We start from the raw sequence: 24,277 nt of genomic DNA, 5'->3' as shown, positions 1-24,277 counted from the left end.
CCCACCTATACGATTGACACCCTTCGCGACCTGCATCGTCTGCGCCCCGAGGCCGAGCTCTTCTTCATTTCTGGGGCCGATGCCATCGCCCAGATTTTGACGTGGAAAGACAGCGAAGAGCTCTGGAAGCTCGCGCATTTCGTCGCGGTCAGCAGGCCCGGGCATCCGCTCTCACTTTCGAGCCTGCCGCATGACGACGTAAGCTTGTTAGAGATACCTGCGCTTGCGATATCGTCGACAGACTGTCGACGGCGTGCGCGCCGTGGTCAGCCCGTGTGGTACTTGGTGCCAGACGGCGTTGTCCAGTACATCAGTAAATACGGACTGTATCGGGATGAGGACTAAGTGGCCGAAGAACATCAGCTGACGCGGCGAGAGCTGCGTGCACGAGAGCGCGCGGCTCAGCTGGCTGCCTCCGAGGCCGCAGCGGCAAAGACTCCGAGCGACGCATCGAAGACTTCCGGCGATGCAAAGAAGAAGCAGACAGCAGCCGGTTCAGGGCAGGGTGCTGCCTCGAAGGCGCAGCAGTCGGCACAGAGCACTGCTGCCGACGGGCAGTCGAAACGAGCGCATCATCGGCACGGCGCCCCGGCAGCGGCGGCACAGTCGACTCCTGCTCAGCGCCCGGCATCGGCTCAGCGTCCGGCACCTGTTCAGCGTCCGGCAGTGGCGAAGAAGTCGGCTCCGCAGCCTGCTCCTGCCACATCGGCAGGTCCGGCCTTCGTGAAGTCGGCGGCGCCCGCTCAGGCGAAGCCCACCCCGAAGCCGGCTGAGAAGCCGGCGGCAGAACGGCCTGCTGCAAAACCGGTTGGCGGCCCCTCGTCGACGCCGGGCAGCTCGCAGGTGACGCCTGCAGCGAAACCGGCCGCGGCGTCCCCGACGCCGTCGACGCCGGAACCTCGTCGCCGGCGGCCGCTGCTGGCCGATGCACCGGTGGCCTCATCGAAGCCTCGCGCAGCGGCTCCGACCCCGTCGGTGACGAAGTCCGCAGCTCAGCCGAGCCAACCGGCGAAGGCTGAGAGCACTCCGGTGATCATCACGCCGGCGACGTCTGACAGCGACGTCGACGCCAGGATCGCCCCCAACAAGCCGACCATCACGACCGGGCCAGCAACGGCCAGCGTGCTTGTGCTGCCGAGCACACCCGAGCAGAACAGCCTCGCGCTGCCGCTCGACTCGACCGGTGATGTGCTGATCACGACCGGTTCGATCACACTGCCGCAGCTGACCACCGACACCGGTGTCATCCCGGCGGCGTACGAGAAAGATCGCGGCGACCCGCTGGCCGACACCAGCGACTCGGTGCCGGTGACTGACGAGACTCGGCCGGTGTCTGCCGTCGAGACGGTGCGTCGCTACGAGACCGACCGCATTCTTCCCGAGAACTCACAGCACGATCGCATGAACAAGCTGTCGATCGGTCTGCTGATCGGTGCCGGCGTGCTGCTCATCGCCGCCACCGTGTTCGTGCTGCTGCGGATCTTCGGCGCATGACGGCCACCGCAGAGGCGAAACGCCTGGCACAGATCGCCGCTCAGGCCGCGCTCGACTTGAACGGGCACGACATCGTCGCGCTCGACGTCTCGGGCACGAATCCGTTCGCAGACATCTTCGTGGTCGTCACCGGATCGAGCGACCGTAACGTGGTCGCCATCGCCGACGCTGTGCAGGATGCCATGGTCGAGAACGGCGTGAAGATGCGAGGCCGCGAGGGGCGCGAGCTGGGGGAGTGGGTGCTGCAGAACTTCGGCGATGTGGTCGTGCACACCTTCCAGGAAGAGTCGCGCGACTTCTATGCCCTGGAACGCATCTGGAACACGGCGCCGGTGGTCGAGCTTGACCTGCACGATGGTGTGGAGAGCACCTCTGCGCGCTGAATCGGGTGCGAACCTCGTGACTCCGGCTGACGACGCTGATGCGCCAGAGCAGGGTGCCTTTCGTCGCTGGCTGGGGCGGCATCCTCGGATGCTGCGCATCTGGCGGGCGGGTGTCGCGTGCGTCGGCGGGTGCGTGCTGGCCCTCGGCATCGTGCTGCTGCCGCTGCCCGGCCCCGGCTGGATCGTGATCTTCTTCGGCCTCGGTATTCTCGCGACGGAGTTCGCCTGGGCTGCGAAGGCCCTGAAACCACTGAAGAGGTTCTGGGTGTGGCTCAGCGCACGGATGGAGCGCCGGCGCGAGCGGCGTCGTGGATAGTTTGACAGTGCTGTGGTGAACAGTGCCGCAGCAGGGAGCTGTCTGCTCGGGCTGGGTTCGTGCCTCAGCCTGAACGGACTTGTCGATCTCGGGTTGCAATCTTCAAGCAGTTCAGTCTAAGATTATCGAGTTGGCTGAAACGCCGTAAGGTGTTTTGAAGCTCCGAAAGGGGCCTGTGGCGCAGCTGGTAGCGCACCTGCATGGCATGCAGGGGGTCAGGGGTTCGAGTCCCCTCAGGTCCACACGAGATGGTTGAGACATCGCTCGTAACATTAGAAATCCCGCCAGGTGCAACTGGCGGGATTTCTGCGTTGAGGGGCTGATCTGTGCGCAGTGTTTTGCAGGCACCGTGCTCTGCGCGCGATGTAGTGCTGTGTACTGTGGCGACTTTCAGCATGAGGGCGCATCAGGTTTTGACTCTGTGCTGATGAGTCTTTGTGCCGGTGCACGGATCCGCTCGGATGTACATGGTTTTGTCGAGATCAGCTGAGGTTGAGCGGAACGGTGCCGCGCTCGACAAATCCGTGTTGCACTGAAGCAAGTAGGGCGGTGCCGCGTTCGACCAATTAGAGGTGGGCAGTGCTGCCCGGCGGCTGTTTGAGTACTGTTTGTCCTCCACCAGTACCGGGACTGAGTGCTGCAGCACCAGTGCTCCTGCATCAGTGCTGCAGCACCCTCGCACCAGCCCAGGCAGTATGAGCACTGCCGCGGCAGCGCACCGACCGCTCACTCCGGCGCGGAGTACCGTGCGATCTTGAAATCTGTCGCCTCGCGGGCGAGCTCCAGCTCGGCGATCTGGCGTTCGATGCGGTCTCGTTGATCGAGCATGATCTGTCTGCGCTCAGGAATCGTCGCGTCGCCCTGCTCGAGCAGGGAGACCACTACGGCCAGACCGCAGAAGCTGGGATAGTGTTGGTTCCAGCCTGATCCTGCACACAGAGCACAACATCCAGCCGCGCCCACCCCACGACTGAAAGCAGACCGCATGACTGACACCGCGCATCCCCAGAACGATTCGACGCCTGACGAGACGCGCTCGAGACTCTTCATCGGGGGCGCCGCGCGCGCGACCGACGAGACGACGGCCATCATCGATCCGGCGAGGCCGAGCCATATTGTCGGCCATGCGGCGGCGGCATCGCCAGCAGACGTGGCAGACGCCGTTGCCGCTGCGAAAGGGGCGTTCGCGCAGTGGTCGGCGCTGACCCCGCAGCAGCGCGCCGACCTGATGACCGAGGCCGTCGCAGACATCGCGGCAGACCGAGATGCGGATGCCGCGCTGCTGTCGCGAGAGAACGGCAAGATCGTGGCCGAGGCGTGGGTCGACGCGCTCGTCTTCGAGCTGCGCTGGCGACTGGCGCTCACGCTGGTCGACCAGGTCGATGCCGATGTCGTGCTGCGCCCCGAACCCGGCATCCCGGTCGAGACGACGGTGACTTATCAGCCGCTCGGTGTGGCCACGGTGATCGTGCCGTTCAACTGGCCGCTGGCGATTCTCGCGGCATCGCTGCCGTACGCGCTGCTGGCCGGCAACACAGTGATCGTGAAGCCGCCGCTGACTGCTCCGCTGGCGACGGCGCAGCTCGTGCAGCGGGTGGCCGAGCGTCTGCCCGCAGGCGTGCTGAATGTCGTGACCGGGCCGGACGCGAACATGACGGGACTGATTCGCAACGAGGATGTCGCGAAGGTCTGCTTCACCGGGAGCGTGGGCGGCGGTCGTCGCATGATGGAGCTCGCGGCGCCGACGCTGACCCGTGTGACGCTGGAGCTCGGCGGCAACGATGCGGCGATCGTGTTCGATGACGCTCTGCTCGACGAGGAGCACTTGGACCGGCTCTTCCACGCGGTGTTCGACTCGACCGGACAGATCTGCATGAACGCCAAGCGCATCTACGTGCACCGGTCGCGCCTCGACGAGCTGGTGGCCGGGCTCTCTGCGCGGCTCGACCATGTGGTGCTCGGCGACGGTGCCGACCCGAAGACGACGATGGGGCCGCTGCATTCGGCGGAACAGAAGAGGTTCGTCGACGGGCTGATCGCCGAGGCGAAAACGTCAGGAGCCGACGTGCGCGAGTTCGGCGAGCTGCCTGGCGGCGATCTTGCGGCGGGCAACTTCGTGCGGCCGGCGATCGTGGTCGAACCCGATGCGGGTCTGCGCGTGGTCACCGAAGAGCAGTTCGGACCGGTGATCCCGGTGATGGCGTTCGACGACGAGGCGGATGCGGTGCGCCTTGCCAACGACAGCTGGGCGGCCCTGGGCGGCTCGGTCTGGACGATGGATGCGGCGCGGGCTCGGCGGGTCGCCGGCCAGCTGGTCTGCGGGTATGTATGGATCAACGACCACGGTGCGAACCGGCTCGATCTGCGGGCGCCGTTCGGCGGACTCAAGTCGTCGGGCATGGGGCGTGAGCAGGGGCTCGACGGGCTGCGTGACTTCCAGGATGCGCGGGCGGTCGCGGTGCTGGATTCTGAGGTGCTCGCCGGATAGGAGGTGGCGGGGACGGCCCGGTCGAAGCGCGCAGCCTTGCCATAGATCGCCCTCAGGTTCGCGGAAGATGAGCCGGCCAGTGTCGAGGAGCTGACCTCACGTGAAGGAATATGTGACTGACTGAGTCGCTCCGAGAGCATTCGTCAGGCTCTGGCAGGATTCGCTGCATGAATCTCATGGTCTGGCGCGAAAATATGCTCTCGGGTCATGGCGCCCACATGCTCTGAGGTTGGTTCGCGTGCTGGGAGGAGCGATCGCCTTGTGCACGGCTCTGCCCAGACGTGCGCGGCTCTGCCCAGATGTACACCGTTCCGCTGAGATGTGCACGGTTCCGCTCAGAACAGCCTGATTTCAGCGGAACCGTGTACATCTCAGCGAATTTGTGCTTCATGGCAGACAGATCAGGTCACTGGTGCAGTGCTGAACCTCGACCGAAGACCAGTATCGGCCGACCTGCGACCTCGCCGAGTTCGTGAAGGCTTGTGGCGGTACCTGCAGATTCCCTGGATGCGAGGCTGCGGCACACGACTGTGCGGTCGACCAGACGGGGAACTGGGAATGGGGCGGCCCCACCAACCCGGATGACCTCGACTATCTGTGCCGTCGGCACCCCGCTCAAACTTCAGAGCCACTGGAAGGTCAAGCAGATCGGTGGCGCGAGGCTGCACTGGATGAGTCCGACCGGTGCAGGCAGAGTGACGAGGCCAAGAGGCAATGACGACCCGTTGTTGTGACCGTTCCTGCCGGTTTCACCACGCTTGTAGGTAGGTCTGCTAGGTTCGACCTGCTGGGCCGATTTTGCAGATCTCACAGGTTCGACCTGTTGAGTCGTTGTATCAGACCCGCCAGGTTCGTCCCTTTGACCGCTCCAGTGGATCAGACCGGTCAGGAGGCTCGCGCTGAGACTTGCTCGCGTTAAAATCCGCCTGCCGTGAGATCTTGCTCGCGCTGAGAATCGCTCGCGCTGAGAGCTACCGATCCTGCGGAAAGCCCCAGACCTCGTCGGCGATCTTCGTGATCTCGCGGAGCTTCGCCCACTGCTGTTCCTCGGTGAGCACGTTGCCCTCTTCGGTCGAGGCGAAGCCGCACTGCGGGCTCAGGGCGAGCTGATCGAGCGGGGCGAATTCCGCCGCCTCGCGAATACGCGCGCGCACGGCATCCGCCGGTTCGAGGTCGCCCGACTTCGACGTGACCAGCCCGAGCACGACCCGGCGACCGTCATGGGGCAGAAAGCGCAGCGGCTCGAAGCCGCCGGCACGATCGGAGTCGTACTCCAGGAAGAAGCCGTCGTAGTCGACCTGGCCGAGCAGGTACGGGGCGACCGGCTCGTAGCCGCCCGACGAGATCCACGTCGAACGGAAGTTGCCACGACAGACGTGCGTGGTGATCGTCATGTCGTCAGGGCGGTCGCGAACGATGTCGTTCAGCAGATCGGCGTAGGCCTGAGCGATGTTCTCGGTGTCGAGTCCGCGCTCGCGGGCACGCTCCAGTTCCAGATCAGAGCACAGATACGCCCATGCGGTGTCGTCGAACTGCAGGTAGCGGCACCCCGCAGCGTGGAAGGCACGGACGGCATCCCGCCACGTCTGAGCCAGATCGGCGAACAGCGAAGCCCGGTCGGGGTAGACGCTGTGGTCGATGCTCTCGGGGGCCAGACGAAAGTGCATGACGGTCGGCGCCGGGATGCACTGCTTGGCCGTGACCGTGGTGTGGTCGCGAACGAAGCGGAAGTGCTCGAGCATGGGGTGGTCGTCGGGAAAGCTCACCTTGCCGGTGATGTGCACGGCATGCGGCTTCGGCGCCGTGCCGTGAAAGGCCATGCCGCTGTCCTCTTCGACGATCTCGACGCCATTGAGCCCGCCGAAGAAGTCGAAGTGCCAGAAGGCGCGACGGAACTCGCCGTCGGTCACCGCCTGCAGACCGACCTCCTCCTGCTTGGCGATGACGCGTGCGATCTGCTCGTCTTCGACGGCACGCAGAGCGGCGGCGTCGATCTCACCGCGGGCGAAGCGGTCGCGGGCCTCGTGGACGGCCGGCGGACGAAGCAGACTGCCGACCTGGTCGGCACGAAAGGGGATGCTGTGCGAGGTTGTCATAGGTTCAGTTCTATCAGTTCGGCGGCCGCTGAGGGCTTCTGGCGGCGCCGGACCACGGCCTGTCGTGGTCAGTCGGTATCCTTGAGTGGCAGCCGTACGAGCGCCGTCTATCGAAAGGCACGAACCGCATGACCGAGGGAATGATCGACCACCAGACCGATCTGCAGTACGTCTCGACACGAGGGGGCATGCAGCCCGCGACGTTCACCGAGGTGCTGCTCGACGGTCTCGCCCCCGACGGCGGTCTCGTGGTGCCGCAGACGATTCCCCAGGTGAGCGCCGAGCAGCGCGAGTCATGGCGTTCGCTGACCTACCCGCAGCTCGCGGCGAAGGTGATCGCCCTCTACGCGACCGACATCCCGACGGCCGACCTTGAAGTGCTCACTGCCAGGGCCTACAGCCCCGAGCGTTTTCCCGACCCCGTCGTGCCGCTGACGCCGCTGGACGATCGCACGGTACTGGTCGGGCTGTCGCAGGGGCCGACCATGGCCTTCAAAGACCTGGCGATGCAGTTTCTCGGCGAGGCGATGCCCTATGTGCTGGCTCGTCGAGGCCGTCGCCTCAACATTCTGGGCGCTACGTCGGGAGATACCGGCTCAGCAGCCGAGCATGCGTTCCGCGGCAAGCCCGGCATCAGCGTGTTCATGCTCTCGCCACAGGGCCGTATGAGCGATGTGCAGCGTGCGCAGATGTACTCGATCACCGACGACAACGTGCACAACATCGCCATCGACGGAGTCTTCGACGACTGCCAGAACATCGTGAAGGCGATCAACGGCGATGCGCAGTTCAAGGCCGACCAGGCCATCGGCGCCGTCAACTCGATCAACTTCGGCCGAATCAGCGCACAGATCGTGTACTACTTCTGGGCGTGGCTGCGTGCGACGGATGCGGTGGCCGAGTCCGACCGACCCGAGGCGATGCTCTCGGTGGCCGTGCCGTCGGGCAACTTCGGCAACATCTACGCGGGTCACCTCTCGCGCAGCATGGGGCTGCCGATCGACCGTCTGATCCTCGCCACCAACGAGAACAACGTGCTCGACGACTTCTTCCGCACCGGTGTGTACGTGCCGCGTTCGCGCGAAGAGACGCTAGCCACGTCGAGCCCCTCGATGGACATCTCGAAGGCCTCGAACCTCGAACGCTTCATCTGGGAGCTGCTGGGCACAGACGCATTCCCCGAGCGCTGGGCCGAGCTGCAGCGCACCGGTCGCCTCGACCTCAGCGCCGAGCTGCCGCGCCTACACGCCGAATTCGGCTTCATCAGCGGAACCAGCACCCATGCTGACCGGCTCGCGAGCATCCGATCGACCTATGAGCACAGCGGCGTCGTCATCGACCCGCACACCGCTGACGGGGTCACGGTGGCGCATGAACTCGATGTGCCCGGCCTGACCCTGGTGCTTGAGACGGCGCTGCCGGCCAAGTTCAGCGACACGGTGCACGAGGCGCTGGGCGATGACGTCGACGTGATCTCGCCCGCCGTGCGTGAGCTGCTGCAGCAGCCTCAACACGTCGTCGATCTGCCAGATGATGTGGATGCCGTGCGTGCGTACCTCGAGGAGCACGCGCTGACGGCGCAGGTCTGAGTCTGCGGAGCTGACGGCGCGCGGTCTGTACCAGCGGAGCTTACTTACCAGGTGAACTAAACTGGGGTCATGACGACTCTGGTGTGGTTTCGAGACGATCTGCGGGTGAAGGACAACCCGGCGCTGCTGCAGGCGTCTCGTGACCCGGAGGGCGTCGTCTGCGTCTACCTGCTCGATGAGCATAGTCCAGAGACCCGCGCATTGGGCGGAGCGGCGAAGTGGTGGCTGCACCAGTCTCTGATGCGACTCAGCGAGCGGCTGGCCGAGCTCGGTGCGCCGCTGCTGCTCGAGCGCGGAGCCGCCCGTGTAGTGATTCCGCGTCTCATCTGGGGAGCTGGTGCTGGTGCAGGCGCACACGCTGAGGTCGGTGTGCCTGTCGAGTCTGGTGCGCACACAGAAGGTGGCGCGAACGTCGCCACCGGGGCGACGCAGATCACCCGGGTGGTCTGGAACCGGCGGTACGGACCAGAGAAGGCGATCGACGCCGATCTGAAGCTCCGGCTGCGCAACGCAGGCGTCGCCGTGCAGTCGTTCGCTGCGAATCTGCTGCACGAACCCTGGACCGTGCAGACGAAGGCTGGGGGAGCGTACAAAGTCTATTCGCCCTTCTGGCGAGCCTGCGGGGAACTGCCCGTTCGCGCTCCGGTGCCGGCGCCCGACCATCTCACGCCTGCATCCGTCGAACTGCCGACGCTAGGCGGAGGGCGTGAGCCGAGTGCCAGCTCTGCCAGCTCTGCCAGCCCTGCCAGCCCTGCCAGCTCGGCCGCCGAGACGTTCTCGACGACGCTTGCGAGCTGGAACCTACGGCCGAGTGCTCCCGACTGGTCAGCGGGTCTCGCGGATCGATGGACACCGGGAGAGGACGCGGCCCATCGACGGCTGGCGATCTTTCTGGGCGAGGAAGCGTCGCATGCTGCGCCGGGAAGTGCACAGAGACCTGCGCCGATCGACGAGTATGCCGAGCACCGTGACGAACCTGCCGACGACGACGCGGTCTCGGGGCTCTCGCCACACCTGCGGTGGGGAGAGATCAGCCCGGCAACGGTATGTCGCCAGGCCATCGCGAGCGGTCGGTCCGTCGGGACGTTCCTGAGCGAGCTCGGCTGGCGGGAGTTCGCCTGGCACACGCTCTTTCAGCATCCCGATCTGGCGACGACTAACCTCGACCGGCGATTCGATGCGTTTCCGTGGCGAGCCGGAGCGGGGCAGGCCGCGGGTGTCGCGATGTCTGCCGCAGAGAACTCTGAGCTGCGGGCCTGGCAGCAGGGCCGCACGGGAGAGCCGCTCGTCGACGCCGGTATGCGCGAGCTCTGGCAGACCGGCGTCATGCACAATCGCGTGCGCATGGTGGCGGCGTCGTATCTGGTGAAGAACCTGATGATCGACTGGCGGGTTGGGGAACGCTGGTTCTGGGACACGCTCGTCGACGCGGATGCCGCGAGCAACCCCTTCAACTGGCAGTGGGTTGCCGGGTGCGGGGCGGATGCTGCGCCCTACTTCCGCATTTTCAACCCCGAGACCCAGCGGCGTCGGTTCGACCCGCAGGGAGAGTATGTCGACCGGTGGCAGGCGAGGCAGCCCGGGATCGAGCCGCTGGTCGACCTGCGCGCGAGTCGTGCGCGTGCGCTCGCAGCCTATGCCGAACTCACGCGGGCGCCTCGGTGACACCAGTGATAAAGGTGACGGTGACGCGCCCGGCCGCGAGCAGAGCTGCGTCAGAGCCGGCGATCGGCAGATAGCCCGGGGCTCTGCGATGCGGAGCGCCGGTGACGAGTGCTCTCTGCGAGATCGATTGTTCGTACTGAGAGATCGACTGTTCTATCTGCTGACATTCTGGGCGCGCAAACTTGCCTGGAGGGTATCGAAATGCGCCAAAACATGAGTACACTCAGAAATGAGCAGGCTCACCAGGACTCCTGAGGAGTCTGCGTGTACAAGAGGTGTCGGCTGCGCAGATCCTGGAGGTGGGAAATGACGGTGACCAAAAGCGAAGGTCGAGTCGCCCGTCGCAAACGAGAGACGCTCGGGCGCATCATACACGCGGCCGCAGAGCTCTTCGACGCACAGGGCTTCGACGCCACGACGACCCAGCAGATCTCCGAGCGTGTCGACATCGCCGCAGGCACGCTGTTCCGCTATGCGGCCACCAAGCCGGAGCTGCTGCTGCTCGTATACAACGAGCGGCTGCGCGAGGCCTTGGCCGCAGCAGAGCGCGCCATGGACGCAGAGGCTGAGACGACGGAGGCTCTTCTCGCCTACGCCGTGTGCATTCTGCGGGCGGCCGCAGACCAGCCACGCAACACCGCGCTCTTCCAGCGTGAGCTCATCTTCGCCGATGCCGACGAGCCATACCGTGCCGAAGGTCTCGCACTCGTCGAAGAGATGGAGCACCGTCTCTGCGATCGTCTGATGGCCGATCTCGACGACCAGATCAGAGCGGGCGACGCCGAGCTGTCGGCCACGGCATCCGCCTGCCTTCAGCCGGTCGCCCTGCAGGCTGCCCGCAGCATCTTCGCCGATCTGCACGTGCTGCTGATCCAGCCGCACCGCGCCAGTGACGCGCTGAACAACGACTTCGCCGATCTGCGACTACAGGTGGCCATGATCGTCGACGGGCTCCGCGTGCGCGCCGCCGAGATCTGCTCCTCGACCCCGGTCAGCACGATCGACGTCAAGACCAACGACCCAAAGAAAACCCGAAAGGAACCATCATGACCAGCAACATCACCAACGTCACCGTGCTCGGCACCGGCGTGCTCGGATCGCAGATCGCCTTCCAGAGCGCCTACGCCGGGTTCACCGTGACCGCCTATGACATCAGCGACGAGATTCTCGAGCACGCAAAGGCGCGATTCGCCGGCCTCGCCAAGGTGTACCAGCAGCAGGTCGACGGGGCAACGGAGGCCCGGACCGATGCGGCTCTGTCTCGTCTGGGCGTGAGCAGCGATCTCGCGGCCGCGGTGGCCGACGCAGATCTGGTCATCGAGGCCGTGCCCGAGGCCGTGGCGATCAAGCGTGACACCTATCAGAAGCTGAGCGCCGCGGCACCGGCGAAGACCATCTTCGCGACGAACTCGTCGACCTTGCTGCCAAGCGACATCGTGAGCGCGACCGACCGTCCCGACCGCTTTCTCGCCCTGCACTTCGCCAACGAGATCTGGCTGCACAACACGGCCGAGGTCATGGGCACTGAACAGACCTCGTCTGAGGTCTTCGACCGAGTTGTCGCCTACGCCAAAGAGATGGGCATGGTGCCGGTCCCGCTGCACAAAGAGAAGTCAGGGTACGTGCTGAACTCGCTGCTCGTGCCGCTGCTCGACGCAGCGCTCGAACTGGTCGTCTTCGGGTACTCCGAGCCCGCTGATGTCGACAACGTCTGGCGGATCGGAACCGGCGCGCCGATGGGCCCCTTCCAGATTCTCGATGTGGTGGGTCTGAACACTCCGTACAACATCATGGCGCATGGCGACGAGCGCAAGCAGCAGATCGCCGCCTGGCTGAAAGAGAACTACCTCGATCAGGGCAAGCTCGGACGGGCCTCGGGGGAGGGGTTCTACTCCTATGACCAGGCGGAGTGACGCCTGAACTTGGTGCCGGTGATGCGTCTTGCCGGGCCCAGGTCCACGGTCGAAATATCGAGGTGAGTATACTTTTCCCAGCAATCACTCGACGAGATGAACCTCTCGACGGTGCCTACGGCCCGGCGAGAAGACGGAGGCACTGATGGTCTGCGACCATGCGACCAGAATCGACCAGCACTCTGGTGAGTCTGGGGGTCGCAGGCCATGGGGCGTGCTCACGGCATTCGCGATGGCGTTCTTCACGCTGTTCGCCCTGCTGCTGCCCGGAGTGTCGTCCGCTCACGCCGATGAGAACCCGAGCGGCGACGGCGCCGTCGCGGGCCGCACCTTCCGGGTCGCGACCGACACGACCTTCGCGCCCTTCGAGTTCCGCGACTCATCGGGGCAGATGGTCGGCATCGACATGGATCTCATGCGCGAAATCGCCAAGCGCGAGGGCTTCGACGTCGAGATCCAGTCGCTCGGCTTCAACGCGGCACTGCAGGCGCTGTCGTCAAACCAGGTCGATGCGGTGATCGCCGGCATGTCGATCACCGACCAGCGCAAGCAGGTCTATGACTTCACCGACCCGTACTTCCAGAGTGGAGTGCAGATGGCTGTCGCCAAGAACAACGAAGACGTGCACTCCTACGAAGACCTGCGGGGCAGGACCGTCGCGGTCAAGACCGGTTCCGAAGGCGAGGCCTACGCCAAGTCGATTCAAGAACAGTACGGTTTCAAGATCGACGGCGTCGATCAGTCGGCGACCATGTACGAGAAAGTCAAGTCGGGCAATGCCGTTGCCGTCATCGACGACTATCCAGTGCTGGCCTACGGCATCGCCCAGAACAACGGGCTGAAGACGGTGACAGACAAGGTGCCCGGCGGCGACTACGGCGTCGCGGTGAACAAGGGCATGAACGCCGACTTCGTCGACGCGTTCAACCGAGGACTCGCCTCGATCAGGCAGGACGGCGAGTACCAGCGCATCATCGACCACTATCTTGCCGACCCCGAGGCGAACGCCGCCGGCCAGGGCGGGCTGCTGCAGCTCGCCAAGCAGGCGTTCCCCGCTCTGATGCTCGGTCTGCGCAACACGGTGATCATCACGCTGATCTCGTTCGCCGTGGCTATGGTACTCGGCTTCGGCTTCGGCCTGATGCGCGTCGGCACCAGCCGCGTGCTCGACTGGATCGCCAAAATCTTCGTCGGCGTCTTCCGCGGCACCCCGCTGCTGGTCTGGGCGTTCTTCTTCTACTTCGGCGTTCCACAGCTGATCGGGCATCCCGTGAACATCTGGGTTGCCGGCGTGCTCACTCTGGCGCTGAACTCGGGAGCATACATCACCGAGATCATCCGCGGAGCGGTGGGGTCAGTCGACTCCGGCCAGCTCGAGGCGGCCCGGTCGCTCGGCCTGGGCTACAGCAAGTCGATGCAGCGCGTCGTGCTGCCGCAGGCCGTCAAGATCGCCACACCGTCGCTGATCAATCAGCTCGTGATCATGGTGAAAGACTCGTCGCTGCTGCTCGCCATCGGCTTCGGCGAGCTGCTCTATCAGGGCCAGCAGATCTACGCGGCGAACTTCCGCGTGACTGAGACGCTGCTGCTCGTGGCCATCATCTATTTGGTGGCGATCACCTTGCTGACATGGCTCGCCAACGTGATCGACCGGAGGATCAACCGATGAGCGCCGAACCGACCACCAGCGACGGCAGCTCGACAACGGAGAAGGCACCGACCATGGACGAAAGCACCATCAACACGCCTGACAGCGCCAGCGCCGCCGGGTCCGTCAGCGAGACCGATCGCCCCGTCCGCATCGAGGTGCGCGATCTGAAGAAGACCTTCGGCTCGAACGAGGTGCTCAAGGGCATCTCGCTGACGGTGCGATCAGGCGACGTGGTCAGTATCATCGGCACATCGGGGTCGGGCAAGTCGACGCTGCTGCGCTGCCTCAACCGGCTCGAGACCCCGACGTCGGGCACCGTCATCGTGAACGGGCACGACATCTCCGGTGCGAAGGTGAACATCGACGAGGTGCGCCGCGAGGTCGGCATGGTGTTTCAGCACTTCAACCTCTTTCCGAACATGACCGTCGCCGAGAACATCGAGCTGGCGCCGCGAGAGATCCACCACGTGAGCAAGACTGAGGCCCGGAGTATGGCGCTCGAACTACTCGACCGGGTGGGGCTGGCAGACAAGGCGGACGCAAGCCCGACATCCCTCTCAGGCGGCCAGAAGCAGCGTGTCGCCATCGCACGGGCACTCGCCATGAAGCCCGAGATCATGCTCTTCGACGAGGCCACCAGCGCGCTCGACCCCGAGATGGTCGGCGAGGTGCTGCAGGTCATCCGCGATCTGGCCGCCGAAGGCATGACACTGCTGTTGGTGACGCATGAGATGGGGTTCGCTCGTGAGGTCTCGAACCGCGTGCTCTTCCTCGACGCCGGCGTGGTCGAAGAGCAGGGCTCGCCCGAACAAGTCTTCGCGCACCCGCAGAGCGCTCGCCTGCAGACCTTCCTCTCGAAGGTGCTCTGAACCCTCAGCTGGCGCGGTGCTCGACGGCGTCGTGCAGCGTGCGATCCTGCAACCGATGCACGACGGCCTCGAGCCAGGCGCGCATGCTGACACGTGCCTGTGGGGTGTCCGGGTAACGGCAGCGCAGATGCATGCCGGTCGGACTCACGACGAACCAGATCATCACGCCGTCGACCCTCAGCGCAGCCGAGACGTACTGCGTCGCCAGTTCTGCAGGCAGCTGCACGGGTAGACGGCGGGTGTCGAGCCAGGAGATTGCGAACATGCCCGGACCGCCCGGCATGCCGCCGCGAGGTTCGAAAATGTCGGCCAGCGGCGTGCCCGCGAGTCGAAGCGCATCTTTCACATCCCGGGCACACTCGCGCGGGTCATCCGAGGCGCACTCGATCACCGAGTTGGTCACGAACCAGCCGACGGAGTCGTGCCAGCGCGGTTCGTACCGACTGTGCACCGGGAAGACCGCACGCAGCGGCCGCCCGGTCATGGCGAGGGTGACTCCGGCCAAGTCGGCGAGCACCATGTGCAGCAGTCGGACTCCCAGGGCCGCGGCCTGCGTCGAAAGCATCTCGAGACGGTCGGCGTCAAGGATGTCACGCACCTCGACCACCTCTGGCACCGCGTGCCGCAGCTCGCCGAGGTCGAGCGGCAGCGTGGGCAGCAGTCCGTCTCCGGCTGCCAGGATCTCGGCCCATCGTTCGAGCACCTCGGGCGTGGCCGCCGGGCGTGCGGCGAGGGCTGCGGTGTGATCGGCGAAGTCTGGGGCTTCGTCGAGCGATGCGGATGCTCCGGCGGCGTCGGTCGTGAGCGTGGCGGTCGGTCGCCCGGTCTCGAGCCGCATAAGAACGTCGTGCTCGACCGCAGACGAGTCGAGCGCTGCCAGCAGGTCTCGGGCGAGCAGCAGCACCGACCACATGTCGACATGAGAGTGGTCTGAGCCGATCACCACGGTCTGCGCGGAGTCTGTCGCATCGCTGGACGGATCGATCAGCACCAGGCGATGGGACGGACGCGAGCAGGGGCGGCAGTGCGCGTCCAGGATCTCATGCACGGCATCCCTCGTCAGCTGCCCGCCCGAGCGAGGATGCTCATGCCAGCTTCCGGCGCTCACCGCATGTTCGGTCAGCTGCAGGGTTCCGTCGTCTGCGCGTGAGAACACTGTGCGCATGGTGCCGTGTCGGCGCACCACGTCGAGCCAGGCCTCGCCCAGTCGCTCTGCGGTGACCGGATGAGGCAGACGGAAGGCGAGCGCCATCCAGGAGCCTGGCCGTTCGCCCTCGCTTACGTGACGTCGCTGATCGAACGAGATCGGTACGTGTTCTCGCACCACCGCACCCATCGTCACGGCATAGTGGCGCACGCGGCCCGCGGGCAGCGTGACTCGGGTGATGTTCGTCAGGCGCACGTTCTGACTGTACCGCGTCGCCGCGCGCTATTCTGGTGTGAATCTCACGTGCTGCCACCTCTGCCGACACGTGGAGAAGACGACTGGGAGTGACCGTGCCCGTGCTGGAGCTGAGCGACGCGAAGATCGACTACGACATCAGTGGCGACGACGGGCCGCTCGTCGTGCAGCTGCACGGCCTCACTTCGTGCCGCGAGCGCGATGCGCGTCTCGGGCTCGACCACGGGCGGGCGCTTCGCGACCACCGCGTGCTGCGCTACGACGCCCGCGGCCATGGGCGTTCGACCGGATCGCTCGAAGCGGCCAGCTATCGCTGGAGCCGGCTCGCCGACGACCTGCTTGCGCTGCTCGACCATGTGGCGCCGGGTGAGACCGTGCATGGTGTGGGGCAGTCGATGGGCTGCGGGACGCTGCTGCACGCGGCCGTGCGTGATCAGTCACGCTTCGCCAGCCTGACCCTGGTCTCACCGCCGACGGCCTGGGACACCCGACGGGCACAGGCGAAGAACTATCTGGCCAGCGCCGAGCTGGTGGAACGCGCCGGCATCGAGGCGTTCATCGCGCAGGGGCACAGGAACGTGACTCCGCCGGCGCTCGCCGACGTGCCCGACACCCGGCCGGCGGTGGCAGAAGGGCTGCTGCCGACAGTGCTGCGCGGTGCCGCCGAAGCGGATCTGCCGAATCCGGCATCCCTCGCAGGCATCGCCACCCCGACGCTGATTCTCGCCTGGATCGCCGACCCCGCTCACCCGATGACGACGGCGCAGGCGCTCAACGCGCTGATCCGGGGCAGCCGGCTCGTGGTCGCCCAGACGCCGTACGGCATCATGGCGTGGCCGGGGCTCTTCGCAGAGCACGTGGCCACCCATGATGCCGCGGTGCTGCAGGCTCCGCAGCAGCAGACGCCGCAGAGCGTCGCCGGTTACCTGCGGTAGTCGACGTCTTTCGTCTCACGACAGGTGAACAGCGCCATGAGACTGAGCACGGCCATCAGGCCGAGATAGAGGCCGACGTTCTGCACGCCGTTTCGGGCGAGCGCGGTGGCGATCGACGGGGCGAACGCGGCACCGACGATGGCGGCCAGGTTGTAGGCGATGCCTGAACCGGTGTACCGCACATGTGCCGGGAAGAGTTCGGGCAGGAACGCGCCCAGCGGGCCGAAAGCGGCGCCCATCAGCAGGAATCCGACGCACAGGAAGACCATCACGGGTGCGACGCTGAGGTGCCCGAGCATGGGGCCGAAGAAGCAGCTGAAGACGACCATGCCGGCCGAGGCGAGCGTCAGCACCTTCTTGCGCCCCCAATGATCGGCGAGTACGCACGAACCGACGATCGAACCCGCGAACACCACCACCGAGATCATCAGCATGGCCAGATACTGCCGATTGCTGAAGCCGAGCGTCTTCGTGCCGTAGGACAGCGACCACGTGGTGAGCATGTAGAAGAGCGTGTACGTGACGGCGACGACGAGCGTGCCCTGAACGACAGCACGCCAGTGGTCATGCATTGTGGTCACCAGTGGGGCCTTGACTGTGCGGTTCTGCGCGGCGGCGAGCTTGAACACCGGAGTCTCCTCCATCGTGACGCGAACCCAGAGACCGATCACCACGAGCACTCCGCTGAGCAGGAACGGCACGCGCCAGCCCCAGGCCAGCATCTGATCATGGGAGCAGACCGTCTCAAGCAGCAGGAACAGGCCGTTGCAGAGCAGGAAGCCGATCGGAGCGCCGAGCTCGGGGAACGAGCCGTAGAGCGCGCGGCGGTTGGACGGGGCGTTCTCGGTGGCGACCAGTGCGGCGCCAGACCATTCGCCGCCCAGACCGATGCCCTGGCAGAACCGGCAGAGGCACAGCAGCACGACCGCCCAGACGCCGGCCTGAGCGAACCCGGGCAGCACGCCGATCAGCACGGTTGCGACGCCCATGGTGAGCAGCGAGACGACCAGCGTCGTCTTGCGGCCCAGACGGTCGCCGAAGTGGCCGAAGAGCAGTGAACCGAACGGGCGGGCCACGAATGCGACCGCAAAGGTCAGCAGCGAGGCGAGCACGCCGACGGTCGCGCTGGCCTGTGGAAAGAAGACCGTGGGAAAGTAGTTGGCCGCGGCGGTGCCGTAGGCGTAGAAGTCGAAGAACTCGATGGCGGTGCCGATCATCGACGCGGCGATCACCTTGCGTGCGGAGTCTCGCTGCAGGCCTGCCGCGGTGGCGGCAGGCGCGGTCTTCGGCATTCGACCTGCGGTCGTCTGCTCATCCAGTGTGCTGGACATTGTCGTGTTTCACCTTTCACATCCTGACTGCGGCACCGGTTGGTGGGGCAGAGAAAAGGCCCTGTCGCAAAGACAGAGCCTGGATGTGCGCATCGATGATCACGCCTGTCGGGCTCTGCCTTCGCAGGCGAGCCCGAGCAACTTGTGTTCGATCATTCCGCCGACGAGTGGGACGGAATAATAATTCGTGTGGATGCGACGAACGACGTCTTGCGTACCATCATGGCGGAACCTCCTCTCGAACACCTAGTCAGCTGTCAACGACAGCCGACAGTCGCACAGTATAGGTCAGGATGCGTACGAACGCCAGCTCAGGCGCGTCGTCGGTGCGGCCGGCCGGTGGGAACGCTGCCGGAGCAGCAGCTGCGTGATCACCGTCAGATGCGGGAACTCGACGAGCATGCCGAGCACGATCGCAGCCTGGACGATGGGCTGGCCAGGCAGCGCGACGGCTGTCACGGCGAGCATCATCGGTGCGTTTCGGGCTGAGGTGGTCATCGAGAGCAGCGCATGCGCCGAATAGGGCAGACGAGTCAGATGTGACACGCCGGTGACGAGCCACCACGAGACCACGAAGAACACGAAGACGGTGACGAAGACGAGGCCGAAGGCAGCCGGATGTTGGACGACGGTCGACCCGTTGGCCGCGAACAGCGCCAGAATGAGCGCGGCGATCACAGGTGTGACGAGGTGGTCGAGCACGCCCAGGATGCGTTCGCGCACGTCGACCGGAGTCGTCAGTCGCAGCGCCGCGCGCACAGCCAGAGCACAGAGGACCGGCAGCGCGAACCACTGCATCAGCGCCGGCCCGATCTCTGCCACGGTCGAGACCACACTGGCGCCGGTGAGCCAGCTCAGGTACACGGGGTAGAGCGAGAGCTGCGTGACCATATTGATCGGAATCAGCGCCGCGCCCGTCACCGTGTCGCCATGTGCCAGCCGTGTGAAGCCCAGAAACCAGTCGGTGCAGGGAAAGAGCAGGTAGATCATCACGCCCAGCCGCAGCAGGGGATCGTCTGGGAGCACGAAGGAAGTCACCCCGATGGCCAGCACCGGAACGACCACGAAGTTCATCGCCCAGGCCAGAGCGATGAGCGGCGCGCTGGGGCGAATTCGGTGAGGCGCCGTGCCAGAGACGCCTGCGCGGCGGCCGACGGGCAGGGTGACGAAGAGCATCGCGACCAGCAGGAGCACCAGCGGGTCGGTCAGCTTCCCGGCGACCGCAGAGGCCGTGGTCGAGACGCTCGCGATGATGCTGCCGACCGCCATCGCGAGCACCGGCAGCAGCGCCGTGACGACCGTCGCGGGGTGCAGGCCCTTCAGCATGCGCAGCTCGTTCCGCAGCAGGAGAGATCGTCGAGCAGCATGCCCTGCTCGTGCCAGAGATCGAGCGCCGAGCAGTCGCGGCCGGCCCGCTCGCCGATCACGCGGGCGACATGGGCGAAACGCTGTCGATACTTGTAGACGAAGCAGAATCGCTCGTCGTCGTGCCGCAGCGCCGGTCCGGTGAGGAACAGGCCAGGGGTGACGGTCGACTCGTCGTGCTCGGTGAGCAGAGGCCAGCCGTCGTCGCGCCGGTCGAAGAGCTCGGCTGCGGGACCGAGCCCTGGACCGTAGCCGGTGGCCGCGATCGGCGGCGTCTCGCTCAGCACCGCGGGACCGCGCGAGGTGCTGACGCGAAAGCCGGTGCCGTTGCGTACCACGGCGGTGGCGCTCGCATCTCGCAGCTCGAGGCGGCCGGTCTCGAGGGCGGCGCGCATGCGGATGCGGGTGCGCGGAGCGAGCCCGAACGACGGGTCGGCCTGTCGGTCGCCGTCGACTCCGTGGCCCCACGGTCGCTCGGCGTCGATGACCGACACCTCGGCACCTCGCTCGACGTGATGGCAGGCGATCTCGATGCCTGACTCGGAGCCGCCGATCACCGCGAGACGTCCTCTGCGCTCGGCCCAGGCATCCGCATGCGACGAATGGGTCAGCAGATGCTCGCCGCGGATGCCGGGCAGGCGCGGCTCACTGCGTTCGCCGCCCGCCCAGATCAGCGTGCGAGAGCGGCCACGCCCACGGTCGGTCTCGATCTCGAAGCCGTCGTCGGTGGGCGTGATGCGCTGCACTCGGGTGTCTTCGGCGATCGGCACGCGGAAATGCGAGACCAGCGAACGGAGGTAGCGCGCGTAGCCGGGGCCGTCGGGGTAGTCGACGCCCAATGTGAACGCCGGAGAGGTGCTCGGGTGCACCGAGTTGAGGTCGGTCGCGCCGAAGCCGTTGCCGGTGAACGACGGCGTGAGGAACCGCTGTTCCGGGTGCCAGTCGTGAAAGGTCTGGCCGATCTGCCCGGCGTCGATCAGCGAGACCTCGAAGTCGTCGATCGCGTTGGCGGCGACCGCCATGCCCACGCCGGCCGGGCCCGCTCCCACGATGGTTGCGTCGATGACGTGCATGGAACACCACTCTCATAACTAATGCGAATAGTTCGCAATAGTAGTGTGGCGTGTCGGTCGTGTCGAATTCTCGGTGATGTGGGTCCTCGGTGGCGTGGGGGGCTCAGTGACGTGAGGGGTCAGTGACGTGGGGCTCAGTCGCGAGAGCCGATGCCCACTGCCCGGGCGATCAGCTCGACCAGCCAGTTGGCGAAGCCGAGCACGATCGCGCCGAACACCGCTGACCACCAGAAGCGATCGATGGTCAGCCCCCAGCCCCAGGAGCTGCTGATCAGACTGGCCGTCCAGAGCAGCAGACCGTTGAGCACGAACGACCAGAGTCCCAGCGTCACGATGTAGAGCGGGATGCTGATGAAGCGCAGCACGGTGCCGAAGAGCGTGTTCACCAGGGCGATGATCGCCGCTGCCAGCAGGTAGGTCAGGATGCTGTTCATCGGAGGCTCGCCGGCGAACGGGACCACGGCGATGCCGGGCACGATCGCAGCGGTGATCCAGAGGGCGACTGCGGTCAGCGCCGCCTGCGTCACGAAGCGGATCATCGCCGTCACCCCTGCAGAAAGTCGCGCAGCACGAGGGCGTGGTTCACCTTCGGGTCACGGGCTGCGTAGAGCAGGGTCACCGTCGGGTGCTCGCGCTCGACGGAGCGCAGCTGGTCGACGGCCGGGTTCGCTTCGAGCTCCTGCCGGTACCTCTCGGCGAACTCGTCGAGTCGAGCCGGGTCATGGTTCCACCAGGTGCGCAGCTCAGGCGACGGTGCGGCGTCTTTGAGCCACAGGTCGAGGTGCGCACGCGCCTTCGAGACTCCTCGGGGCCACAGACGATCGACCAGAACCCGGAACCCGTCGCTCTCGGCGGGCTGTTCGTAGATGCGCTTGATCTGAAACATCAGGGAGCGTCCTCTCTCGGCTTTCGCAGCCTGATTCCACCGTAGCCCGTTCGACCCGCGGGGCATATGATCCGGCTAGGCTGAGCAGACATGAGCGATGAATCAGCATCCCCAGCCACAGCGGGCAGATCTTCGACGCGAGCGACCGGAGCCCCAACGCCAGCGAGTGAATCTCCAGCGACGGCAGAGTCGTCCCTGCAGCAGCAGGACGAGCAGCGGGCAGCGGCCGCATCGCGACTCAAAGAGCGCATCTACATCACCTTCACAGCGCTCGCCGTCGTGCTCACGCTGGCATCTCACGCCGACGTCACCCCGCAGCAGGCGGTCACCACGCTGATCGTCACCGTCATCGGCTCGGTGCTGGCCATGTTCCTCGCCGAGATTCTCGCTCACTTCGTGACGCATCAGCGCATGTTCACCGCGAGCGAGGCTCGTCACGCCGCATCGACCTCGGTCGGGGCGACCACGGCCATCGCCCTGCCGATTCTGATGCTTCTGGGGGCTTGGGGCGGCATCTGGACACTTGAGATCGCGCTGCGCTCTTCGACCGTCCTGTTGATCCTCTGGCTGGTGGGCATTGGCTTCGCCGCCGTGCGACGCCTGAAGCTGCCGGCCTGGCAGAAGCTCCTGGTGCTGGTGGCCGAAGCCGCACTGGGGCTGCTGGTGGTCGGTCTCGAGCTGATGGCGCACCACTGATCATGACGACTCGATCTGATTCCGCCGACCGGGCGCTGCGCGTGCTGGTCGCCCCAGACAAATTCAAAGGGTCGCTCAGCGCGGCCGAGGCGGCGCAGCTGATCGGCCGAGGCATCAGCATGGCGCTGCCCGATGCTCAGATCACGCTCAAGCCGATCGCCGACGGCGGCGAGGGTACGGTCGATGCCTTTCTCGAAGCCGGAGCGACCGAGCACACCGCCCAGGTGCACGGGCCGCTGCCCGATCAGGGGCGCGTGAGTGCACGGTGGGCGACGATGGGCGACACCGCGGTCATCGAACTGGCGCAGGCCAGCGGCCTGCATCTCGTACCGGCAGAACTCGACCGAAGCGACGGAGGTCACCCCACACCGGAGCAGGCTCTCGCAGCGAACACGCGCGGTGTCGGCGAGCTGATCAGGCTGGCCCTCGACGAAGGCTACCGATCACTCGTGATCGGCATCGGCGGTTCGGCGAGCACCGACGGAGGCTTCGGATGCATCACCGAGCTCGGTCTGCGCGTCGTCGACGCACAGGATCACGTAATCAGCGACGTGCGCCATCTGGACCGTATCAGCCGAGAGTGCACCTCAGTCGGGGTGCGCTTCGACACGGCCGAGCTCGATCCGAGGCTCGCCGAGACGGCGATCGTGATCGCGAGCGACGTCACCGCGCCGCTGGTCGGGTCGCACGGTGCGGCTCAGGTGTTCGGCCCGCAGAAGGGGGCCGACGCGGATGCCGTGGTCACTCTGGAGGATCGCCTCGCGCTTTGGGGCTCGCTGCTGGAACACGAGACCGGCACCGAGGTGCGAAACGTCGAGGGCGCAGGTGCCGCCGGCGGGTTCAGCGCGCCGCTGATCGCCCTGCGCCTCGCCGAAGTGCGCTCCGGTGGTGACGAGATCGCCGATCTGTTGGGCATCTCTGATGCGCTCGCGCACACCGACGTTGTGGTCGTCGGAGAGGGGTCGCTCGACGAGCAGTCGCTGCAGGGCAAGGGGCCAGTGCAACTGGCTCGCAGCGCAGCCGCCGCAGGGGCAACCGTCGTGGCGATCGCGGGACGCAGCACGCTCGACGAGGCGCAGCAGGCACAAGTGGGCATCCGCCGTCTGGCGACGCTCGTCGACCGCGCCGGCTCACCGGAGCGGGCCATGCGCGACGCGGCCGCTCTGCTGCCGCAGGTCGCCGAAGAGGTCTTCGCGACGCTCGACGCTTAGCGGTGATCGATGCTCAGTGCTGATCGTCGCAGGCGATGGCGACCAGTCGACGGGCGACCGGCGAGACGAGGTCGTCGCGCCAGACCGCGCGAATCTCGCGATGCAGATCGACGCCGGTCACCGGCACGGCGACGAGCTCGCCGCGCTCTATCCAGCGTGCGACGGCGAGTCGGCTGAGCACCGCCGGTTCTGAACCCGCTGCGGCCGTGGCCAGCCCGGCCGCGTTGCTGCCCGCTTCGAGGGCCGGGGCGACAGGGGAGTGCTCGGCGAGAGCCCGCTCGACGGTGGCACGCGTGCCGGAACCCGGCTCGCGCAGGATGAGCGGCGTGCGCGCGAGCTCTTCGGCGGTGACCGGATCGGCCCGACGAGCCCACGGGTGCGTCGGGGCCGCCACGACCACGAGCTCATCCGTCGTGACCACCCGGGTGTGCAGCTCGACGGGCTTCTCGGGGGTCTCGACGAAGCCGAGCAGACAGTCGCCAGAGCGCACCAAGTCGAACACGTCGGCCGAGTTGTGCACCTGTAGGTGCACGTCGGCATCGGGCAGCGCCTCACGCAGCCGACCGAGCCAGCGGGGCACCAGCTGTTCGGCGACCGTCAGACTGGCGCCGAGGTCGAGGCGGACGCGCTCGCCGCTGACGACCTCGTCGATGCGGTCACCGAACGCATCGGCCGCCTGCAGCAGGCTTCGTGCGCCTGAGGCAACACGCAGCCCGGCACGGGTCAGCAACGAGCCGCGAGGGTGTCGCCGCAGCAGCGTCACGCCGAGGTCGCGCTCGAGCGCGCTGATCGCGCGTGAGGCGTTCGGCTGTGCGATTCCCGCTTCGCGCGCTGCCGCGCTGAGGCTGCCGAAGTCGTCGACGCCCACGACGAGCGCCAGCACCGACAGATCAGGCCATCTGTGAGTCATATCA

General features: G+C 66.2%; 23 protein-coding genes and 1 tRNA gene. 15 read left to right on the top strand and 9 right to left on the bottom strand.

Annotation, left to right across the window (positions count from 1 at the left end; genetic code table 11):
- The 5 genes from nadD to F8O08_RS08590 form a co-directional block, all read left to right on the top strand.
- A partial coding sequence (gene nadD / locus F8O08_RS08610) for a nicotinate-nucleotide adenylyltransferase (RefSeq protein WP_158042992.1) occupies positions 1-345 on the top strand: 345 nt, incomplete at its 5' end.
- Positions 346-1,494, top strand: a complete 1,149-nt coding sequence (locus F8O08_RS08605) for a hypothetical protein (RefSeq protein WP_158037637.1) — start codon at positions 346-348, stop codon at positions 1,492-1,494.
- Positions 1,491-1,877 (top strand): ribosome silencing factor, encoded by a 387-nt coding sequence (gene rsfS / locus F8O08_RS08600; RefSeq protein ID WP_158037638.1) that lies wholly within the window; start codon positions 1,491-1,493, stop codon positions 1,875-1,877. The genes F8O08_RS08605 and rsfS overlap by 4 nt, the downstream gene beginning before the upstream one ends.
- Before the next feature lie 16 nt (positions 1,878-1,893).
- A complete protein-coding gene (locus tag F8O08_RS08595; protein ID WP_225733384.1) occupies positions 1,894-2,193 on the top strand; it encodes a TIGR02611 family protein in 300 nt (99 codons plus the stop codon).
- 169 nt (positions 2,194-2,362) lie between these two features.
- Positions 2,363-2,435: transfer RNA gene (locus F8O08_RS08590), tRNA-Ala, on the top strand.
- A gap of 484 nt (positions 2,436-2,919) precedes the next feature.
- Here the strand turns inward: F8O08_RS08590 and F8O08_RS10860 are convergent.
- Positions 2,920-3,075, bottom strand: a complete 156-nt coding sequence (locus F8O08_RS10860) for a hypothetical protein (protein ID WP_192496833.1) — start codon at positions 3,073-3,075, stop codon at positions 2,920-2,922.
- A gap of 103 nt (positions 3,076-3,178) precedes the next feature.
- Between F8O08_RS10860 and F8O08_RS08585 the strand changes: the two genes are divergently transcribed.
- Positions 3,179-4,681 (top strand): aldehyde dehydrogenase family protein, encoded by a 1,503-nt coding sequence (locus tag F8O08_RS08585; RefSeq protein ID WP_158042561.1) that lies wholly within the window; start codon positions 3,179-3,181, stop codon positions 4,679-4,681.
- A 971-nt stretch (positions 4,682-5,652) separates the two neighbouring features.
- Here F8O08_RS08585 and F8O08_RS08580 read toward each other — a convergent pair.
- Positions 5,653-6,777, bottom strand: coding sequence for a 5-methyltetrahydropteroyltriglutamate--homocysteine S-methyltransferase (locus tag F8O08_RS08580; RefSeq protein WP_158042562.1), 1,125 nt, complete (start codon positions 6,775-6,777; stop codon positions 5,653-5,655).
- A gap of 161 nt (positions 6,778-6,938) precedes the next feature.
- Here F8O08_RS08580 and thrC point away from each other — a divergent pair, with 161 nt between their 5' ends.
- The 6 genes from thrC to F8O08_RS08550 all read left to right on the top strand — a co-directional run bounded on the left by thrC (position 6,939) and on the right by F8O08_RS08550 (position 14,464).
- Positions 6,939-8,366: a threonine synthase gene (gene thrC, locus F8O08_RS08575; protein WP_158038190.1), complete on the top strand. Its 1,428-nt coding sequence runs from the start codon at positions 6,939-6,941 to the stop codon at positions 8,364-8,366.
- 69 nt (positions 8,367-8,435) lie between these two features.
- Positions 8,436-10,031, top strand: a complete 1,596-nt coding sequence (locus F8O08_RS08570; protein WP_158042563.1) for a cryptochrome/photolyase family protein — start codon at positions 8,436-8,438, stop codon at positions 10,029-10,031.
- Positions 10,032-10,337: 306 nt separating this feature from the next.
- Complete coding sequence (locus F8O08_RS08565) at positions 10,338-11,081, top strand: TetR/AcrR family transcriptional regulator (protein WP_158042564.1); 744 nt, start codon at positions 10,338-10,340, stop codon at positions 11,079-11,081.
- Entirely contained in the window at positions 11,078-11,944 is an 867-nt protein-coding gene (locus F8O08_RS08560; protein ID WP_158037644.1) for a 3-hydroxyacyl-CoA dehydrogenase, read from the top strand. The genes F8O08_RS08565 and F8O08_RS08560 overlap by 4 nt, the downstream gene beginning before the upstream one ends.
- Before the next feature lie 214 nt (positions 11,945-12,158).
- Positions 12,159-13,613, top strand: a complete 1,455-nt coding sequence (locus tag F8O08_RS08555; RefSeq protein ID WP_318655633.1) for an amino acid ABC transporter substrate-binding protein/permease — start codon at positions 12,159-12,161, stop codon at positions 13,611-13,613.
- Complete coding sequence (locus F8O08_RS08550) at positions 13,610-14,464, top strand: amino acid ABC transporter ATP-binding protein (protein WP_225733386.1); 855 nt, start codon at positions 13,610-13,612, stop codon at positions 14,462-14,464. Before F8O08_RS08555 ends, F8O08_RS08550 begins: the two co-directional genes overlap by 4 nt.
- A gap of 4 nt (positions 14,465-14,468) precedes the next feature.
- Here F8O08_RS08550 and F8O08_RS08545 read toward each other — a convergent pair whose 3' ends face one another.
- On the bottom strand, positions 14,469-15,866 hold the full coding sequence (locus tag F8O08_RS08545; protein ID WP_158037645.1) for a peptide synthetase: 1,398 nt from the start codon (positions 15,864-15,866) through the stop codon (positions 14,469-14,471).
- A gap of 89 nt (positions 15,867-15,955) precedes the next feature.
- Here F8O08_RS08545 and F8O08_RS08540 point away from each other — a divergent pair, with 89 nt between their 5' ends.
- Positions 15,956-16,801 (top strand): alpha/beta fold hydrolase, encoded by an 846-nt coding sequence (locus F8O08_RS08540; protein ID WP_225733554.1) that lies wholly within the window; start codon positions 15,956-15,958, stop codon positions 16,799-16,801.
- Here the strand turns inward: F8O08_RS08540 and F8O08_RS08535 are convergent.
- From F8O08_RS08535 to F8O08_RS08515, 5 genes are all read right to left on the bottom strand, one after another.
- On the bottom strand, positions 16,789-18,132 hold the full coding sequence (locus F8O08_RS08535) for an MFS transporter (RefSeq protein WP_158042565.1): 1,344 nt from the start codon (positions 18,130-18,132) through the stop codon (positions 16,789-16,791). The genes F8O08_RS08540 and F8O08_RS08535 overlap by 13 nt on opposite strands.
- Before the next feature lie 288 nt (positions 18,133-18,420).
- Positions 18,421-19,458, bottom strand: coding sequence for an arsenic resistance protein (locus F8O08_RS08530; protein ID WP_158042566.1), 1,038 nt, complete (start codon positions 19,456-19,458; stop codon positions 18,421-18,423).
- Positions 19,452-20,570, bottom strand: coding sequence for an NAD(P)/FAD-dependent oxidoreductase (locus F8O08_RS08525; RefSeq protein WP_158042567.1), 1,119 nt, complete (start codon positions 20,568-20,570; stop codon positions 19,452-19,454). Before F8O08_RS08525 ends, F8O08_RS08530 begins: the two co-directional genes overlap by 7 nt.
- 134 nt (positions 20,571-20,704) lie before the next feature.
- A complete protein-coding gene (locus F8O08_RS08520) occupies positions 20,705-21,109 on the bottom strand; it encodes a phage holin family protein (protein WP_225733555.1) in 405 nt (134 codons plus the stop codon).
- A gap of 5 nt (positions 21,110-21,114) precedes the next feature.
- Positions 21,115-21,456: a DUF488 domain-containing protein gene (locus F8O08_RS08515; protein ID WP_192497526.1), complete on the bottom strand. Its 342-nt coding sequence runs from the start codon at positions 21,454-21,456 to the stop codon at positions 21,115-21,117.
- Positions 21,457-21,546: 90 nt separating this feature from the next.
- Here F8O08_RS08515 and F8O08_RS08510 point away from each other — a divergent pair, with 90 nt between their 5' ends.
- The gene (locus F8O08_RS08510; protein WP_158042568.1) at positions 21,547-22,152 is read left to right on the top strand and encodes a hypothetical protein; all 606 of its coding nucleotides are present in this window, start codon (positions 21,547-21,549) and stop codon (positions 22,150-22,152) included.
- Between the two features lie 2 nt (positions 22,153-22,154).
- The gene (locus F8O08_RS08505) at positions 22,155-23,363 is read left to right on the top strand and encodes a glycerate kinase (RefSeq protein ID WP_158042569.1); all 1,209 of its coding nucleotides are present in this window, start codon (positions 22,155-22,157) and stop codon (positions 23,361-23,363) included.
- Between the two features lie 13 nt (positions 23,364-23,376).
- Here F8O08_RS08505 and F8O08_RS08500 read toward each other — a convergent pair whose 3' ends face one another.
- On the bottom strand, positions 23,377-24,273 hold the full coding sequence (locus tag F8O08_RS08500; protein ID WP_158042570.1) for a LysR family transcriptional regulator: 897 nt from the start codon (positions 24,271-24,273) through the stop codon (positions 23,377-23,379).
- Positions 24,274-24,277 lie beyond the last annotated feature (4 nt).

Origin of the sequence: Pseudoclavibacter sp. CFCC 13611 (assembly GCF_008831225.1) — a bacterium.
Lineage (GTDB): Bacteria > Actinomycetota > Actinomycetes > Actinomycetales > Microbacteriaceae > Pseudoclavibacter_A.
This window is presented reverse-complemented; position numbering and strand designations above follow the sequence as displayed.